The sequence below is a fragment of the Thermocoleostomius sinensis A174 genome, assembly GCF_026802175.1.
Lineage (GTDB): Bacteria > Cyanobacteriota > Cyanobacteriia > Elainellales > Elainellaceae > Thermocoleostomius > Thermocoleostomius sinensis.
The window spans coordinates 4,256,868-4,273,190 of the sequence record NZ_CP113797.1; the positions used below are offsets into that span (position 1 = coordinate 4,256,868).

A 16,323-nucleotide genomic window follows, 5' to 3' on the forward strand; every position below is an offset into this window, starting at 1 on the left:
CCTTTAAAGTCTCCCTGACTTATGCCCCCCTATAGTCCCCTTGGCTAGGGGGGACGGCAACAGCCGGGGGCGTGACTGTTTTGCTGCTGCTTTACTAATGCCTGTAGTAATGCCTGTAGCCATTCAATCGTCTCCCCCAGTTCTTCTCGATCGCGTCCTAAACTGAGAACCATTAGGAGGACGTTAGGAGAAGACAGCTATGCAAGCAGCGCAGCGCCCCCATCGGTTCATCGACCCACTAGTCAATGCGTGTGTGTTGACGCTGGGGTTATACATTGCCACTGTTCCGGTTGCTCCGTCTTCTTCAAAGGGGATGGAACCAGCAATCGATGCTGCTAGTCCGTTGCAAAGTACGCCGCCTCCGGTTCAGAAGCGATCGGAGTCATTATCGCCAACGCCCACCCACCCAGCCACTTCTAATCGTGGTTGTGTGCAAGAAATTTGGTACACATTGAGTCACTTTATTTTTCGTCAATCTGGTTAGAATATACTTCTAATTGAGTTTAGAAATTAAGTTTATAAACATACTAATTCACTTGCAATAATGATTATTTGAGATTTCCAATCCGGTAATCTATCCAGTATTCGCCAGCTATTCTACGATACTGTTCATTGTGTGAACAGCTAAGATTACACAGCCGAACAGATTGCTGTATGGTCTGCGGGCACGACTGATGAAGAACTTTGGCAAACTAAACTGCACACGCGATCGACCGATGTTGCCGAAGCTAACGGACAAATTGTAGGATTTGCCATGCTTGACTCTAACGGCTACATCGACTGCTTTTACTGTCATCACAACTATCAACAGCAAGGGATTGGCTCTCAGTTATTGCATCACCTAGAAACGATCGCATCCGCGTTAGGAATCCGGCGACCTTTTTCTGAAGTTAGCATTACAGCCACACCATTTTTTCAACGCAAAGGATATGGTGTGGTGACGAAACAAAGAGTGGAACAACAGGGTGTATCGTTCTGTAACTTCTTAATGGAAAAATATTTGGAGCGCTGAATCATGATAACTGATAATCAAGCATCACTTCAATTAGAATCTAATGATGCATTGAACTCTTCAAATTCTCAGGAATCGAGCGCGATTGTCATTGGTGCTAGCATCGCTGGACTATTGGCAGCGCGTGTGTTGCTGAATCACTTCGATCGAGTGACTGTCCTTGAGCGCGATCGGCTTCCCGATCAACCAGAACGACGACCCGGTGTTCCCCAAGCGAGCCATGTGCATGTGCTGTTGGCGCGGGGTCAACAAATTTTAGAACAGTTGTTTCCAGGTATCAAAGCAGAATTAGCCGAGTTGGGCGTTCCACAAATTGATTGGACTGCCAACTTCCCCTGGTTTGGTATTCACGGTTGGATGCCCCGGTTTCAGTCCAACATCACCAGCTTTTTGGCCAGCCGAGCGCTATTGGAGTGGCTGGTGCGTCAGCGTCTAAGTGCAGACGATCGGGTAACTATCATGTCTGCCTGCACGGTGAAACAGCTACTTGCCAATGCCGATCGCAGTCGGATTACTGGGGTCGTGCTGCAACGCGATTCTGTAGAGGCTTCAATCCCGCTGTTTGCGGATCTGGTGGTTGACGCTAGCGGGCGTAACTCCGCCTTACCCAAATGGTTAGAAGCGCTGGGCTATCCTGCACCTGCCAAAACGATCGTGAATGCCTTTTTGGGCTATAGCAGTCGTTGGTATGAACGAACGCCTGATCAGTCTAGGGATTGGGCAGGAGCCGTTATTATGGCTAATCCTCCAGTGGAACGACGTGGCGGTTTCTTGATGGCAGTCGAGGCCGATCGCTGGGTGTTGAGTGTAGGGGGTATTGCAGACGATTGTCCCCCCGCCGATGAGCAGGGCTTTCTTGAATTTGTGCAAAGCTTACGGCATCCGCTGCTGTACGAGACTATCAAAGATGCAACACCACTCTCTCCGGTACAAAGCTATCGACGTACCGAGAATTGTTGGCGGCACTACGAAAAACTAAAGCGGTTTCCGGAGGGAATCATAGCACTGGGAGATGCGGTGTGTGCCTTCAATCCAATTTATGGACAGGGCATGACAACGGCTGCACTCAGTGCCCTGTTGTTAGATCAAGCATTAACCCAAACATTGCCACTAGCAGCAAATCAGGCAAATCGAATCAACGATCGCCATTGCTTTTCTCGAGTGTTTCAAATGCAATTGGCTCGGTTACTGCAAACACCGTGGATGATGGCAACCAGCGATGATTTTCGTTGGGAAACTACAGAAGGCGACGAACCCACCTACTTCACTCGGCTCATGCATCGTTATATGGAGCAGGTAATTATCCTGTCTACGAGCGACCTAGCCACCTACCAAGCCTTAATTGAAGTGATTCATATGCTGAAGCCACCTACCTCTCTATTCCGTCCACAACTTTTGCGGAAAGTGCTAGGACAGTGGCTGCGTTGCAGGACAAAATCCAAAGATTTAAGTCGCCAGCGAGCAAAACAACCCGCATCTGCTTCTTTATAGTCCTAAGCGCGAAGGTGCACCAGGGTTAATTTCAGGAGTGCGATCGGGTGGGGGAATGGGATTGGGATCTGGGTCTGGGGGAGGCGACGGATTAGGCAATGGGTCAGGATCGGGATTGGGTGGAGGAACAGGGGGCACGGGCGCTGGTTGGGGCGATGGCAACGGTTGGGGTAGCGGTGGGTTGTTGGGAATCTCAGGGGGATTCTGAATGGCAAGAAACAGAAGGGACATTGGGAAACTTCTCCGAGTGAACATTAAGTTACTTTTTGTTTTTCTTTGATTTCTTTTTAGATTTCTTCTTCTTCGCCTTATTCTTGTTTTTCTTTGGTTTCTTTTTAGGCAGTTCAAGCTCATCTAGACCTGTTTTCAGCTTGTCTACTGCCGTTTTTACAGTTTCAGTGATGTGGTTCTCAACTCCATTACGATCGCCATTCGCAGGAACAAAGAAATCGCTGGCCCGTTCAATCACCGCCTCAACTAACTCCGCAGTATTGCCAGTGGCAGATCTGGTTGTGTCAATTGTAGACTCGGCCGTTTCCTTCAGGGCTTGTGTTGCTTCATCAGGTGTCTCTTTGCCTGTTTCTACCAAATTCGTCGCGGCGGGTTGTATGGGCTGCATCACCTCTTGAATAGCCGATACCGCTTCTTTGACGGAAGGGGGGGCATCTTCCAGCGCAGATTTGACTGAGGTAGCCACCTTTTTGACCGAATGGCTCATGCGATCGACTTGCTCGCTGTCGTTGAGTGATTGAGTCGTTTTGATCAGTACCGTTTGGGTCAGTTCTGCCACAACAGCAGCAGCAATAGCAGACCCAAGCTCAGCCATGTCGATTCCGAGAATTGTGCGGTTGGACTGATTTATCTGTTTTTGGGTTTTGTGCGGTTTCGATTTCTTCTTGGCAGCCACGATGCTACCTCCTCCGACAAGTCGTTTAAGCCTAGGTTAAGACTCTTACTGTAGCAGTCTCCACTTCATTCAACGTCTGCTGCAAGAGGGAACCTATTCGGAAAAAGCTGAAACTTGTTTTTTCAGTCCAAACCACCACTCGTTGTCTGAACGTATCTGAACGTAAGAGCAATCCTTCGGACCGTTTTTATGGAAATGTTGAAAACCCTTTTGGTACAAAAGTGTCCGGACTATTGTAAGAGGCTACTTTGTTGATCAAGGCATGTTAGCACTCAGTTGATTGATTCTGATGTGGGGACAGATAGATTGGGAACAGATTCGTTAGGGACCGGCTGATTAAATTCTGATGGGGCAATTGGAGCGGCTGATGGATCGGGAATCACACCATCGATGATCACAGGATTGATAGGAGTGGATTCGACAGAGGGATCGATCGGTTCTTGGGTGTTCTGAGGGGGGACGGGTGCTAGCGGACTGGGTAACGTCACACCCGTGTCAGGGCTGCTGGGCAAGGAGTCTAAGGGAGCAGGGTCTGAACTAGGGGAAGTTGGGGTTACGGTTTCGTTGAAATCCAACTGGACTGTTTCAAGCGAAGGAGACTGTACCTGTCCTAACGGGGTTTGGGCAATAGCGTGCCTCCCACTTCCAATGTTAGGAACCAACAGACTCATGCTAAGAGCGAGCGGACTGACAGACGCTGCAAATTCTTTGAAATGGCTCATACTTTTTCCTTATTGAATGCTTCTAAGGGCTAAGGGCTTTTCCCAAGCCATTCAGTCAAACTAAAGATACCATTCGTACTTAGATCATATACGGCTGAAAAGGGTAGACAGTAATGATGGAATCTTCGCATCCGCTTATTCATGAACTCAATGAACTGTTACAAACCCACGGATTTACGTCAATATTAGAAGCAATGAATGACTTGATTGTGGCGAGAATTAACGCGATCGAGTCGTTCGAAGATCACTTTGCTCAACAGCATATACAAGCTTTGAAGAAGGTCAATCAAGCTTTGACAGAATTCAGGCAAACATCGCCTATAGACATAGATATGGAAATAGCGTTGGAACAATTAATGCACGCTTCTGGGGCGATCGAAACGTCTCAAGCAAAACTCAGCAGTGGTTTGGAATGATTTATCGATATACGCGATGTGTCACTTTCGACAGTGCCTAGGTTATGGAGCAGAGGGTGGGGGAGATGAGGTCAGATATCTGTCTACTTCATCACAATCAGTCGCAATGTGAACACCTTGGATCTCTACCCAATAACTTTTAGACCTAGTCCTAAAGATAGAGCGCAGCCACTGATCCCGTCAGTAGGATGTAAATATAGCGTTTGTTAAGGAATGTAAATCATGACGAACCCAACACCCACTGAAAACCGCTCTGCAACTAATCTGCCCCCCGTGGCTCGCGAATACAATGGTGTCGATCGCAATGCCTTTCTGTTTGGTTGGAAGCCACAAGCTGAACTGTGGAATGGCCGTCTAGCTATGATTGGATTCCTCGCTTACCTGCTGTGGGACATTGCTGGCTATAGCGTTGTCCGTGACGTGCTCCACCTTCTTCCTTACTAGTCGGCTAAAGGCGATAGGTTAAACAAATTTTCGGTTTCCATCTTAATAGTTCTCCTTGGCGCTAATGGACGATGACTCAACCTTGAAGAGTTACATTAACGCCAAGGAGTTTTTGTCCTGCTGGAGACCCTGTGATGAGGATTAAACTGGCAAACACAATATGCCCCAGTTTCGCGAGATGATAGGGCAATCGATCTGCTATAACGAAGCAGCTTGGCTTGAATTGTCTGACGGAGGAACTAACGACATCATCAACCGCGAGACTCCGCTGAATAGAACACTGATCCCCACTAAGGTTCCGATCGCCCAAGGCGCATTAAATGGCCATTGGAACCAAATCATAGCACCCAACAATAACGTGATGATTCCATTGAATAGGGCCCAAGTCCAATTTGCTTGAGGACGGAGCCGAAAGGCTAATACTAACTCGAAGACGCCCTCGGTCAACAGAAAGCTGCCCAGCAGTAAAGTCAGTGTTAAAATCCCGGTTCGCGGATAAACAAACAACATAATGCCTGTAGCCACATACAAAATTCCAAGCAACAATTTCCAGACAAAGCCACCTCGATCGCGAGTTTGGAATGCATAGATGATCTTTGTCGTTCCCGCTGACGCCAGAATAACGGCCAGCCACGTTTCGGCGACTAGGGTCGAGACCACCGGCAAAGCAATGGCAATTGCTCCTAATACAATCAGCAAAATTCCCACGATTAACGATCGATTTGCATTTTTTGGGGAAGAGTTCGTCACATCAGAGGTCATAGAGTTGTCCTCACTACTTCACAACGCAAAATAAGGCTATGGGATTTTCCAATCGCTCGATAGGCTCCAAAGATAGACTTGTGCGCAATCTGCTCAGGGATTTTTGGTATCAGTGGTATCAGAAAAACCAAAGCTCAAGCAAAGGGTCTTCGCAGACATTGATCCGCAGGCATTGATTAGGCACGCTCAGAAATGATAAATCTCCAAAATTCCGTAGAACAACCCACTGTAGGCTATATCCCTGAGGAAGCTCCATGATCTTTAGTGTGCTTTCTCCTTAATCAATGGATTCATCGGATAAGCTAGTTAGAGCAGATCCGAAGTAACAAAGTATTGCAAGGCTTCACATGGTAGCAACTCAGGTAAAACACGACGTAAAAGACCTTTCTCTAGCCCCTTTGGGAAAGCAACGAATTGACTGGGCCGGACGAGAAATGCCCGTTCTGCGCCAAATTCAAGAACGCTTTGCCCAGGAAAAGCCGCTAGCAGGCATTCGGTTGGTGGCTTGTTGTCACGTTACAACTGAAACGGCGCATTTGGCGATCGCGCTCAAACATGCTGGGGCCGATGCCGTGCTCATTGCCAGCAACCCGCTTTCGACTCAAGATGATGTGGCTGCTAGTCTTGTTGTTGATTATGGCATCTCGGTGTTCGCCCAAAAGGGAGAAGATAACGAGACTTACCATCGTCATGTGAATATCGCTCTTGATCATCGCCCCAACATTATCATTGACGACGGCAGTGATGTGGTAGCCACATTGATTCAAGAGCGTCAGCAACAAATTCCTGATTTAATTGGCACCACCGAAGAAACCACCACCGGGATTGTTCGCCTCAAGGCCATGCTGCGGGATGGCGTGCTTACTTTCCCAGCTATGAACGTTAATGATGCCGACACCAAGCATTTCTTCGACAATCGCTATGGCACGGGACAATCTACCCTAGATGGCATTATTCGCGCCACCAATATTCTGCTGGCTGGAAAAACTGTGGTTGTAGCAGGCTATGGTTGGTGTGGTAAGGGAACAGCCCTGCGTGCTCGCGGCATGGGAGCCAATGTGATTGTCACCGAAGTTGATCCGGTCAGGGCGATCGAAGCGGCCATGGATGGTTTCCGGGTCATGCCCATGGAAGCAGCGGCTCCTTATGGTGACCTGTTCATCACGGTGACGGGTAATAAGCACATCATTCGGGGTGAGCATTTTGAGCGCATGAAAGACGGAGCAATCGTCTGCAACTCGGGCCACTTTGATATTGAAATTGACCTCAAGACGCTCAAATCGATGGCTTCAGAGGTGAAGCAAGTGCGGAACTTTACCGAAGAGTATCGCCTCAACAGTGGCAAGTCGATCGTGGTGTTGGGAGAAGGTCGCCTAATTAACCTAGCCGCCGCCGAAGGTCATCCCAGCGCAGTGATGGATATGAGCTTTGCCAACCAAGCCTTAGCCTGTGAGTACTTAGTAAAAAATAAAGGTCAGCTAGAACCCGGATTGTATTCCATTCCTACGGAAGTTGATCAAGAGATCGCTCGGTTGAAACTGCAAGCAATGGGCATTGCCATTGATACACTCACCGATGAGCAAGTCGAATACATGAATTCCTGGACTTCTGGAACCTAGACGGTCAGTTCACGATCTCAATCAGGGTGCAATCAATCTGCCGATCGTAGGTGTGTGTGGGGCGTTACTAAGACGCCCCTCTTCTGTAAACGTTATCCCTTGAAAAGAGTTAATTGTGGCGCGACTTTCTACAGAACTACAGCGTTTTTTCCTAGAAGAACCCCGCAGCAATCGAGTCACCCTGGATGACATCTTATCGATTGCCGGAGAACGGATTTTTGGCTTTCTGTTTGTGCTGCTGGCACTGCCGTCTGCATTACCTGTTCCTGCCCCTGGTTATTCTGTACCATTTGGGATTCTGCTATTTCTGCTAGCTGTGCAGTTAATCATGGGAGCCAAAACGCCGTGGTTCCCTGAACGATTTCGACGACATTCGCTAGAGCTAAAACAAGTGCAAGGTGTCTTAAAAGCAGGATTGCCTTGGTTGCGTCGGATTGAAGCTCTGTCACGCCCTCGGTTAACCTCTGTCTGCACCAGCTTGCCAGGACGAGTAGTGATTGGTTTAGCCATTGCCCTCATGTCTATTTCAATGATGATTCCCATTCCGCTGACCAATACGCTGCCAGCGATCGGGATTTTTGTGACTGGATTTGGGCTGCTTGATGACGATGGCGCTATCAGCTTAGCCGGACTCGTGCTATGTGCGCTGGGAGCAACCCTCACAACATCAGTGCTGATGTTTGGCTACACAGCCGTCAAGGGAGTATTGACCTTGATGAAAGGTTGGTTACTGAGTCCAGGTCAATAGCAAGCCTCCTACTCTCTAATCCCTACCCCCTCCTACACAAGTCATACCCTAAAACCACGATCGCTATGACGGAATGGATTACCACTGTTATCGAATCTTTGGGATACGTCGGAATCGGTCTGTTGATGTTTTTGGAAAATATTTTCCCGCCGATTCCCTCAGAACTGATCATGCCGTTGGCTGGGTTCACTGCTTCTCAAGGCAAAATGGCTTTGGTTCCAGCGATCGCCGCTGGTGTCATTGGCACTGTATTGGGAGCGCTGCCTTGGTATTACCTAGGCAAATTTCTGGGTGAAGATCGCATCAAGCAGTGGATTACAAAACATGGAACGTGGTTGGGAATTTCTCCAAATGAAATTGACAAAACGAAACAGTGGTTCTATCGCCACGGCAGCAAGGCGGTCCTGTTGGGGCGGATGGTTCCAGGAGTGCGCACGCTGATTTCACTCCCCGCAGGGTTTAGCCACATGCCGATTGCTCAGTTCTTGATCTATTCCAGCTTGGGCACATTGGCATGGACGCTGCTGCTTACATTAGCTGGATATCTGTTGGGAAAAAACTATACGTTGGTTGAAGAATATTTGGGGCCGATTTCTAAGATTGTTTTAGGGGGATTCGTGATAGCGGGGATTGTTTGGATTATTCGCCGAAGACGCACTGTGCGACGGCAGCAAGGCAAACGGTGAGGGATAGATGAATGAACGCGTGAAAAATGACAACTAACTTTCTGAAGACTCATTCATTGTTTATGTAGCGGCTGTCTCTGTCTTTGGTCAGATCTTGATTGACTATCACTTTTCAATCACATTTGCTTTTAATCTTGAAGACAGAAGAAACATTTTTCCTCCTTGTTGAATTGGCGCGATCGCTGAATATCGCCACTGAACAAAGGGAAAAGCAGCACTAGTGACCCTCTAGTCGCACAGGTAGAAGCACAGTGTCCATATGGGCGATTGAATTTCTATGACTAGCATGAAACGCATCTGGAGACTGATTAAAGAAACCTTCTCCGAATGGCAATTCAATCAAGTGTCGCTACTGGCGTCATCGCTGGCTTACTATACTGTGTTTTCGTTGGCTCCCTTGATGATTTTGGTGATTATGATTGTAGGAGTCATTTTTGGCGAAGCGGCAGCCGAGGGAGAATTGGTCGGACAGCTTCAAGAAATTGTGGGTGAAGAAGGGGCACAAATTCTAGAAACGGCGATCGCAAACCTGCGACAGGACACTACAGGCGGACCCTTGCGGTTGGTGGTGAGCTTGGGGTTCTTTGCCTTCGGAGCATCGGGGGTTTTTGCTCAAATCCAAACTGCACTTGACAAAATTTGGGAGGTGAAACCAGAACCCAGACGACAACTGCTGCATTTTTTACGTAAGCGGTTGCTGACATTTGCGATGGTGCTGGTAATCGCGTTTCTGCTGCTGGTGTCGTTGGTTGCCAATACGGTGCTGGTGGCAGTGATCAATACCTTGCGTGATATCATACCAGCCCTGAGTTATCTCTGGCGTGCCCTCAGCTTTGTGGTCTCTTTCGGAATGATTACGCTGTTGTTTACAGCCATGTATACCATCCTGCCAGATGCTAAAGTACGCTGGCAAGATGCGATCGTGGGTGCTTCCCTAACAACTGCTTTATTTATGCTGGGTCAGTCGTTGTTTTCATTATTTCTCAGCCAAACAAATTTTGGTTCTGCCTATGGCGTAGCAGGATCATTTGTTATCTTAATCACTTGGATTTATTACGCAGCACATATCCTATTTGTGGGGGCAGAATTTACCAAAGTGTATGCCCGACAACATGGATTTCCAATTGTTCCTGAAGAATATGCGGTGTCAACCTCGTCTTCAAATCTTGAAAATCAAGATACTGCGAATCAACCTAAAAATCGCTCCTCAAAAACACGCCGCAAGAAGATACGGTGAGGAGGTTCGCTTTGGTAACGAATTGATTGAGACGTTGATAAAGCTGATACGTTGCAGACCGTTGTGGCTCATATCAATCTTCACTTAATTCAAACAAGTATTCGATCACCTCTCGGTAGAACGCTTCGCAATATTAAGGTAAAGACATTATGGAACAACCAGCAACTCAGCTAGAAAAATCTTTTCAACCTCGACAACTCGTAAGTCAGGCTACTCAATACGAATTCATTCAGCCCGAGACATCAATTGAAGATGTTCCGCTCAATCCTACTCAACCTGAAAATTCAATTCTATCGATCGGACTTTTGGGGATTGGCTTGATTGGCATGGCGCTACTTCTGAGAATAATTGCGCTTAAGCTGCAAGCAGAACACAAGCAAGTCATTGATACCTTAAAATATACAGACAAAGTACCGTGTCGAAACTGCCGATTTTTCTCAAATAATTCCTATCTCAAATGTGCTGTTCATCCATCTGATGTGCTAAAAGAAACAGCAATTGACTGCTCAGATTACTGTCCGAAGAATGAACCTCCTACTAAAAAAGATGGACGTTCCAGAAGCTAAAGCAGCCAAACTAAACTAGCGAATACATTTCTCGATCGATCACAGTTTGGGTAGAATTTCTGGCAACAGATCGCCGGGTACTTTAGATAACATTAGGCTTTGCCCTGCTAAGCCTTGTTGATTGTAGGCAGCACGAATAGTTTGGACAATGCAATTAAAGGCTGTTTGCCGCAAGTTAGGTTGTTCTGCCCAACCCTGTAGTGCCAACACATGATGAAGAATTGCAGCTTCTAGATGGGTAGTTTGTTCAGTTGTGCTCAGCCCATTCATGGAGTCTGTGGCGAATTGATAGTGCGCTAAACCTAAGTTATTGTGGGTGGCAAACAGATCAAAGTTGAGCATTATTGCATTGGACTGCTGTTGTAAATACGCTGCCGCTTGAAGTGACGCTTCATAGGCTACGATCGCATGTTGCAAATGGTCGAGCCGCTCTTGGGGATGGTCGGTTTGATTCGCAAGGTGCCAGTACGCGGTGCCCAAATTATTTTGAGTGGCCGCATGGGCTGCTGGAACTGCCTCCCGCGTTCGATACGTGAGTGCCATCTGATAGGCAGACACCGCCAGCGACAGCCAATCCTCATGGGGTTCATGCTGAGCCAAGTTCCAGTAAGCAGTCCCTAAGTTATTTTGAATCATGGCGTAATTGAGCGGCTCTTGATCGGGATTGTAGTACTGCAAGGCTTCCGAGTAGGCCGTAATTGCCAATTTGAGGTTGGCTTTCTGCTCTTTATACTGAGCCAAATTCCAGTAGGTTGTTCCCAAGTTATTTTGGGTAGAGGCATAGCGCAACGGATCAGACTCAGGGGTGCGATAGCGCAAGGCTTCACGATAAGACTGTACCGATAATTCCAAATTGTCCACTGGGTTGTCGTGGCGAGCGAGATCGGCATACGCCGCACCCAAGTTGTTTTGCACCATTGGGTAGGTTTGGGCCTGCGTTTGCGGATCAATTTTGGTGATGGCAAGCTGATACGCTTGAATTCCTTGCTGTAGATAAGCTAATCCCTGACTGGTAGGCAACAAGCGAGAGGTCATCCAGTAGAGATTCCCCAAGTCGTTGAGAATATCAACCCAAAGCGGCGATACCTCGGGCAATCGTACCAACACCTGTTCGTAGGCTTGGATAGCGATTGAGAGATTTTGGGGTGTGGCATCTCCTTGTTCGACGCGATCGCGGAAAAGATTACCCACGCTGCGGTAAGCATCAATCAAAACCGTGGAAGAGGCGTTCCGCTGATGCAGTTCTTCAATGTGTTGCAAAATTCGCTGAATGCGATCGGCATCGGGAAGTCCATCAGGTAGGTGAATGCCGACATGGGTAGGTAGTTCAGAAAGAGGCGGTTGGGCAGTGGCAGCAGACGAGGTTTGACCGACCGTAGGCGAGGCTCCGTTGGTTGCCATTGGTGGTTCAGAAGCTGGCTGAGCCAGATCCGGATCATCCGTTGTTTCATAAAGCTGATTCAGATTTTCACCCAGTGGCAACCAAGGATTATCAGCCGTCGCAGGTGGTTCTGCTGAGGAAGGTGATTGTGACTTGGAAGGTGACTCGATCGGCGTTGCCTGGTCTTGAATATCTTCTTGATGCTGGATAAACTGCTCGACCCAAGCCAACAACGGGTTATCAGGAACATCTCCATTAGTTAACTCTGCGACTAACTCTGCGGCCAAATCCTCTGGCAACAGCGAATGAGACTGAGTGGCATCTATTGCGGAGGTCTCATCTCCTAAGCCTTCCGCTTGCAGCCAAGGATTGCTCTCTAGATCATCCAGGGTAAACGTTGCATCCAGCCCATCCTCTGCATCGGCTAACACGCGATCGAGTTGCTCGTCGTGCAGCAGCGTCAACCAAGGATTTTCTGCCAGTTCCGGGCTATCTTCCTTGGTGGGAGTCGCTGCATCCGTTGGGGGCGTTTCGATCGCGGCGGCGGCGTGGTTTCCTGCATTTTGCTCATCACCGCGCTCATGAATTACAGGATCACGAACGGCATACTCTAAGGGCGGCACCGTTTCACTGCTTGGGTCTAGACGCGAAGACTGGGCCCCAAATCGCTCTGGCAGCGTGATAGTGAGTGGAGTAGGATCGCCAATAAACTCAAATACCCCTGTTCGACAGCGCCAAAACTCTGGTACAGATTGCGATACGGTGTGAAACCAAGGCTGGGTGATCCAAAATAGCAAGCTGAGGTCAAGTAGCGGCAGATGGCGCTCGATCGTCTGTAAATGGGTTAGAAATAGGCGCTGAACCGCTGGAGACTGTCGCGTCAGATGTTCAATGCCTAAAATTTGAAACGCAGGCATCTCCATCGCCGATCGACCGATGATGGGTGGTGGAGATTGGTTCAGCCATTGCGCTACCTGAATCAACGGGTTTGGATCTTCCAGGCTCAGTTGCACACTCACCAGTCGAGGATAGTGTTGCACTGCGGACGGTAAGCGAGAGGCGTCAACTCCGGCCAACTCTAATGCAGGGGCTTGATTGAGTTCCGTTTGCAGTTGTGTTGCTAGTCGATCGCGCAACACCAAATCATCACATACTGCGATAAAAATTTGCCGACGCAAATTCAGATCCAGCGCTAGTTTAAGCCGCTGATACGTCTGCTGATTCAACCCCAAAATTTTGCGAAGAGGAACGTTTGCCACAGCGAAAAAACAGCGAGGATGGTAAAGCAAGCCCCGAACTAGACAAAAGCAAAGGTAGCCCAGCAAGGCAGAACACGAACAGTGAATACCCAGTTGCTATGACTCTTTTTTCAAGGACTTTAGGATTGGGTCAGGATAGATAGAGAGCCAGATAAGAAAAGGGTGAGGGTGTATCCCCGTTGTGCTGGCCTTCGCCCTAATCCCGCTTCCAAGTCCTGGCGAGAGACTTTGAGCCGGAAGCATTGGCTTTGTTTGAGCCGAGCCATTTTTCTCTGACTCCCCTTCTTCTAGCCATGGGAGAAAGGGCAGGGGGATGAGGGCTATTACAACCACACAGATACGAAAGTGGAGATGCACCCAAGGGGAAGAGGGTTAAATCCCGGAGTATAGCCGAAGGAGAGCCGAAAACTTTGTGCCTGTATCTTTCAATTGAACCGAGTTCGATCGCCTATCCTAGAAGAACTGTTTGAATCATAATTTCAGAACGAGACTGACGATCGAATTGGTTATGAACATTCCTCAACTGCTGGCGAATGAATTGGCGCTGAAGCCGTATCAGGTTGAAAATGCTCTACAACTATTGACAGAAGGAGCCACCGTTCCCTTCATTGCCCGCTACCGTAAAGAGCGCACGGGTGAGATGAATGAGGTGCAATTACGAAACTTATTAGACCGCTACACCTATTTGACGGAGTTAGAAGAACGCAAGGCGGCGATCTTGAAGTCGATCGCAGAACAGGGAAAACTCACCGATGCGTTGCAGCAGCAGATTGAAGCCTGTTTGCAGAAGAACGAATTGGAAGATCTGTACTTGCCCTATCGCCCCAAGCGTCGTACCCGCGCTACGATTGCTCGCGAGAAGGGCTTGGAACCATTGGCAATCTGGATTAAATCTCTCAATCAACCTACTGCTACTGGGGTGCCACTGGAGTTGGAAGCTGCCCAGTATGTTTCTGAAGAGAAGGGCGTAGCGACGATCGAAGCCGCCTTGCAAGGGGCAGCAGATATTTTGGCCGAGGAGGTGGCAGAACAGGCAAACCTTCGTGCGTATTTGCGCGAGTATTTGCTGGATACGGGGCTGTTTGTCTCGACCGTGAAACCCGATTATCCTGAAGGCACAACCAAGTTTGAGATGTACCGTCAGTATCAAGCCAAGGTCAAGTCGATCGCTCCACACAATCTGCTGGCTCTCTATCGCGGCGAAGCAGAAGGCATTCTGGACTTTGCCCTGATATTTGATGAAGACACAGTGATAGCGTATCTGGAGTCAGAAATGATTCAATCGAAGCAGCCTCCGGTGCGATCTTTCTACCGTGACATGCTGAAGGACGCCTTCAATCGTTTGATGAAGAATTCCCTGATCAGTGAAATTCGCGCTGCTAAGAAGCTGGAAGCGGATATTGAATCAATTCGCACCTTTGAAGCCAATTTGCGGGAACTGTTGCTGTCGCCTCCAGCGGGCATGAAACCCACACTGGCAATTGACCCAGGGTTTCGCACGGGCTGTAAGGTCGTAGCACTGGATCAAACGGGTAAGTTTTTGGAATATCAAACGATTTTTCCGCACCAATCTGATGGGGCACGCCAGCAAGCGGCAGAGACGCTGAAGCGCATGATTGACACCCATCACGTGCAATTGATTGCGATTGGAAACGGTACAGCCAGTCGCGAAACCGATGAATTTGTGGCAACGGTTTTAAAGTCGATCGATCGATCGCCCATCAAGGTGATTGTCAACGAATCGGGAGCCTCCATTTATTCCGCTAGCAACGTGGCGATCGAGGAGTTCCCCGATCAGGATGTGACGGTGCGGGGTGCCATTAGTATTGGACGGCGATTACAAGATCCATTGGCAGAGTTAGTAAAAATCGATCCCAAGTCAATCGGTGTAGGCCAATATCAGCATGATGTTGATCAAAAGCTACTGAAGAAAAAACTCGATGAAACCATAGAAAGCTGCGTCAATTATGTTGGTGTAGACCTAAACACGGCATCTAAACAGCTTTTGACGTTCGTATCAGGAATTAATGCCGCGATCGCCAATAACATCGTCGCTTATCGTAACCAAAACGGTGCCTTTACCAATCGACGCGAACTGCTGAAAGTTCCCAAACTGGGGCCGAAAGCGTTTGAACAAGCCGCCGGTTTTTTGCGCATTCGCGATGGTAGTAATCCCCTGGATAACACGGCTGTGCACCCTGAAAGCTATCAAGTTGTGGAGGCGATCGCCAAGGATTTGCAGGTGTCGCTCAGCCAAGTCACACAAATATCCGAGCGGCTGAAGCGAACCGATCTAAAAAAATACGTCACTGACACCATCGGGGAACCTACCCTACGCGACATTTTGGCAGAACTGGAAAAACCGGGCCGTGATCCGCGTGCAGAGTTCAAATATGCCACCTTTCAAGAAGGCGTTAAGGAAATTTGCGATCTGAAACCGGGAATGCAGCTAGAAGGCGTGGTAACAAATGTGGCCAATTTTGGTGCGTTTGTTGATATTGGGGTGCATCAAGACGGGCTGGTGCATGTCTCGCAACTGGCCGATCGGTTTGTCAGCGATCCTAAACAAATCATCAAAGTGGGACAAGTGGTGAAGGTGCGTGTGTTGGAGGTGAATGAAGCTCTGAAGCGTATCAGCTTATCGATGCGATCGTCCGATGCAGAACCACGCCATACCAGCAGTCAAGGCAACAAGGCGGAACAAAAGGTCAATCCACCAAAATCTCAGAAAGCAGAGAAAGGACAACCAAAGCCTCAACCAAAACCCCACAGCGAGCGATCGGCATCGCCTTCTGCAACATTGGAAGACCTGCGATCGAAATTTGGACGAAAAGCATAGACTGGCAAAAGACAGAACACAGTGCTTAGAGCACACCAACACTGCTTCGAGTTTGGTGACCGACTTCGAATCAACCTGCGATGATGCATGACGATCGCGGTAGGACGATCGCGTTCTGCTATGACTTGGATCTTTGACACAAACCCAATGACATACCCTAGAATAGGCTAGGAGTTCAATCGTGCTTTCCCCGGATTTGCTACCGCTAGGATGAACATATGTAATGTGACAATT

The 16,323-nt window shown here is 48.5% G+C and carries 17 protein-coding genes; 11 read left to right on the plus strand and 6 right to left on the minus strand.

What is annotated here, in order from left to right; all coding sequences use genetic code 11:
* Positions 1-44: 44 nt before the first annotated feature.
* A complete protein-coding gene (locus tag OXH18_RS18410; protein WP_268608735.1) occupies positions 45-173 on the minus strand; it encodes a hypothetical protein in 129 nt (42 codons plus the stop codon).
* Between the two features lie 26 nt (positions 174-199).
* Here OXH18_RS18410 and OXH18_RS18415 point away from each other — a divergent pair, with 26 nt between their 5' ends.
* The 3 genes from OXH18_RS18415 to OXH18_RS18425 all read left to right on the plus strand — a co-directional run bounded on the left by OXH18_RS18415 (position 200) and on the right by OXH18_RS18425 (position 2,503).
* Entirely contained in the window at positions 200-484 is a 285-nt protein-coding gene (locus tag OXH18_RS18415) for a hypothetical protein (RefSeq protein WP_268608736.1), read from the plus strand.
* Positions 485-646: 162 nt separating this feature from the next.
* Entirely contained in the window at positions 647-1,012 is a 366-nt protein-coding gene (locus OXH18_RS18420) for a GNAT family N-acetyltransferase (RefSeq protein ID WP_268613211.1), read from the plus strand.
* 3 nt (positions 1,013-1,015) lie between these two features.
* Positions 1,016-2,503: an FAD-dependent oxidoreductase gene (locus OXH18_RS18425; protein WP_268608738.1), complete on the plus strand. Its 1,488-nt coding sequence runs from the start codon at positions 1,016-1,018 to the stop codon at positions 2,501-2,503.
* Here the strand turns inward: OXH18_RS18425 and OXH18_RS18430 are convergent.
* The 3 genes from OXH18_RS18430 to OXH18_RS18440 form a co-directional block, all read right to left on the minus strand.
* Positions 2,498-2,734: a hypothetical protein gene (locus tag OXH18_RS18430; RefSeq protein WP_268608740.1), complete on the minus strand. Its 237-nt coding sequence runs from the start codon at positions 2,732-2,734 to the stop codon at positions 2,498-2,500. The genes OXH18_RS18425 and OXH18_RS18430 overlap by 6 nt on opposite strands.
* A 28-nt stretch (positions 2,735-2,762) precedes the next feature.
* Entirely contained in the window at positions 2,763-3,410 is a 648-nt protein-coding gene (locus OXH18_RS18435; protein ID WP_268608742.1) for a hypothetical protein, read from the minus strand.
* A gap of 272 nt (positions 3,411-3,682) precedes the next feature.
* Positions 3,683-4,132, minus strand: a complete 450-nt coding sequence (locus OXH18_RS18440; RefSeq protein ID WP_268608744.1) for a hypothetical protein — start codon at positions 4,130-4,132, stop codon at positions 3,683-3,685.
* 113 nt (positions 4,133-4,245) lie between these two features.
* On the opposite strand from OXH18_RS18440, the gene OXH18_RS18445 reads away from it, so the two are divergent.
* Entirely contained in the window at positions 4,246-4,548 is a 303-nt protein-coding gene (locus tag OXH18_RS18445; RefSeq protein ID WP_268608746.1) for a hypothetical protein, read from the plus strand.
* A gap of 222 nt (positions 4,549-4,770) precedes the next feature.
* The gene (locus tag OXH18_RS18450) at positions 4,771-4,992 is read left to right on the plus strand and encodes a chlorophyll a/b-binding protein (protein WP_268608747.1); all 222 of its coding nucleotides are present in this window, start codon (positions 4,771-4,773) and stop codon (positions 4,990-4,992) included.
* 198 nt (positions 4,993-5,190) lie between these two features.
* Here the strand turns inward: OXH18_RS18450 and OXH18_RS18455 are convergent, their stop codons facing one another.
* Positions 5,191-5,754: an HdeD family acid-resistance protein gene (locus OXH18_RS18455; RefSeq protein WP_268608748.1), complete on the minus strand. Its 564-nt coding sequence runs from the start codon at positions 5,752-5,754 to the stop codon at positions 5,191-5,193.
* Positions 5,755-6,101: 347 nt separating this feature from the next.
* Between OXH18_RS18455 and ahcY the strand changes: the two genes are divergently transcribed.
* The 5 genes from ahcY to OXH18_RS18480 all read left to right on the plus strand — a co-directional run bounded on the left by ahcY (position 6,102) and on the right by OXH18_RS18480 (position 10,610).
* The gene (gene ahcY / locus OXH18_RS18460) at positions 6,102-7,373 is read left to right on the plus strand and encodes an adenosylhomocysteinase (RefSeq protein WP_268608750.1); all 1,272 of its coding nucleotides are present in this window, start codon (positions 6,102-6,104) and stop codon (positions 7,371-7,373) included.
* A 115-nt stretch (positions 7,374-7,488) separates the two neighbouring features.
* A complete protein-coding gene (locus OXH18_RS18465; RefSeq protein WP_268608752.1) occupies positions 7,489-8,121 on the plus strand; it encodes an exopolysaccharide biosynthesis protein in 633 nt (210 codons plus the stop codon).
* A 65-nt stretch (positions 8,122-8,186) separates the two neighbouring features.
* Positions 8,187-8,807 (plus strand): DedA family protein, encoded by a 621-nt coding sequence (locus tag OXH18_RS18470; protein WP_268608754.1) that lies wholly within the window; start codon positions 8,187-8,189, stop codon positions 8,805-8,807.
* Positions 8,808-9,084: 277 nt separating this feature from the next.
* Positions 9,085-10,044 carry a YihY/virulence factor BrkB family protein gene (locus OXH18_RS18475; protein ID WP_390904337.1) on the plus strand — a complete coding sequence of 320 codons (960 nt, stop codon included), beginning with the start codon at positions 9,085-9,087 and terminating at the stop codon, positions 10,042-10,044.
* Positions 10,045-10,193: 149 nt separating this feature from the next.
* Entirely contained in the window at positions 10,194-10,610 is a 417-nt protein-coding gene (locus OXH18_RS18480; protein ID WP_268608758.1) for a hypothetical protein, read from the plus strand.
* A 39-nt stretch (positions 10,611-10,649) separates the two neighbouring features.
* Here OXH18_RS18480 and OXH18_RS18485 read toward each other — a convergent pair whose 3' ends face one another.
* The gene (locus tag OXH18_RS18485) at positions 10,650-13,250 is read right to left on the minus strand and encodes a tetratricopeptide repeat protein (RefSeq protein WP_268608760.1); all 2,601 of its coding nucleotides are present in this window, start codon (positions 13,248-13,250) and stop codon (positions 10,650-10,652) included.
* A 508-nt stretch (positions 13,251-13,758) separates the two neighbouring features.
* Between OXH18_RS18485 and OXH18_RS18490 the strand changes: the two genes are divergently transcribed.
* Entirely contained in the window at positions 13,759-16,089 is a 2,331-nt protein-coding gene (locus OXH18_RS18490; RefSeq protein ID WP_268608762.1) for a Tex family protein, read from the plus strand.
* Positions 16,090-16,323 lie beyond the last annotated feature (234 nt).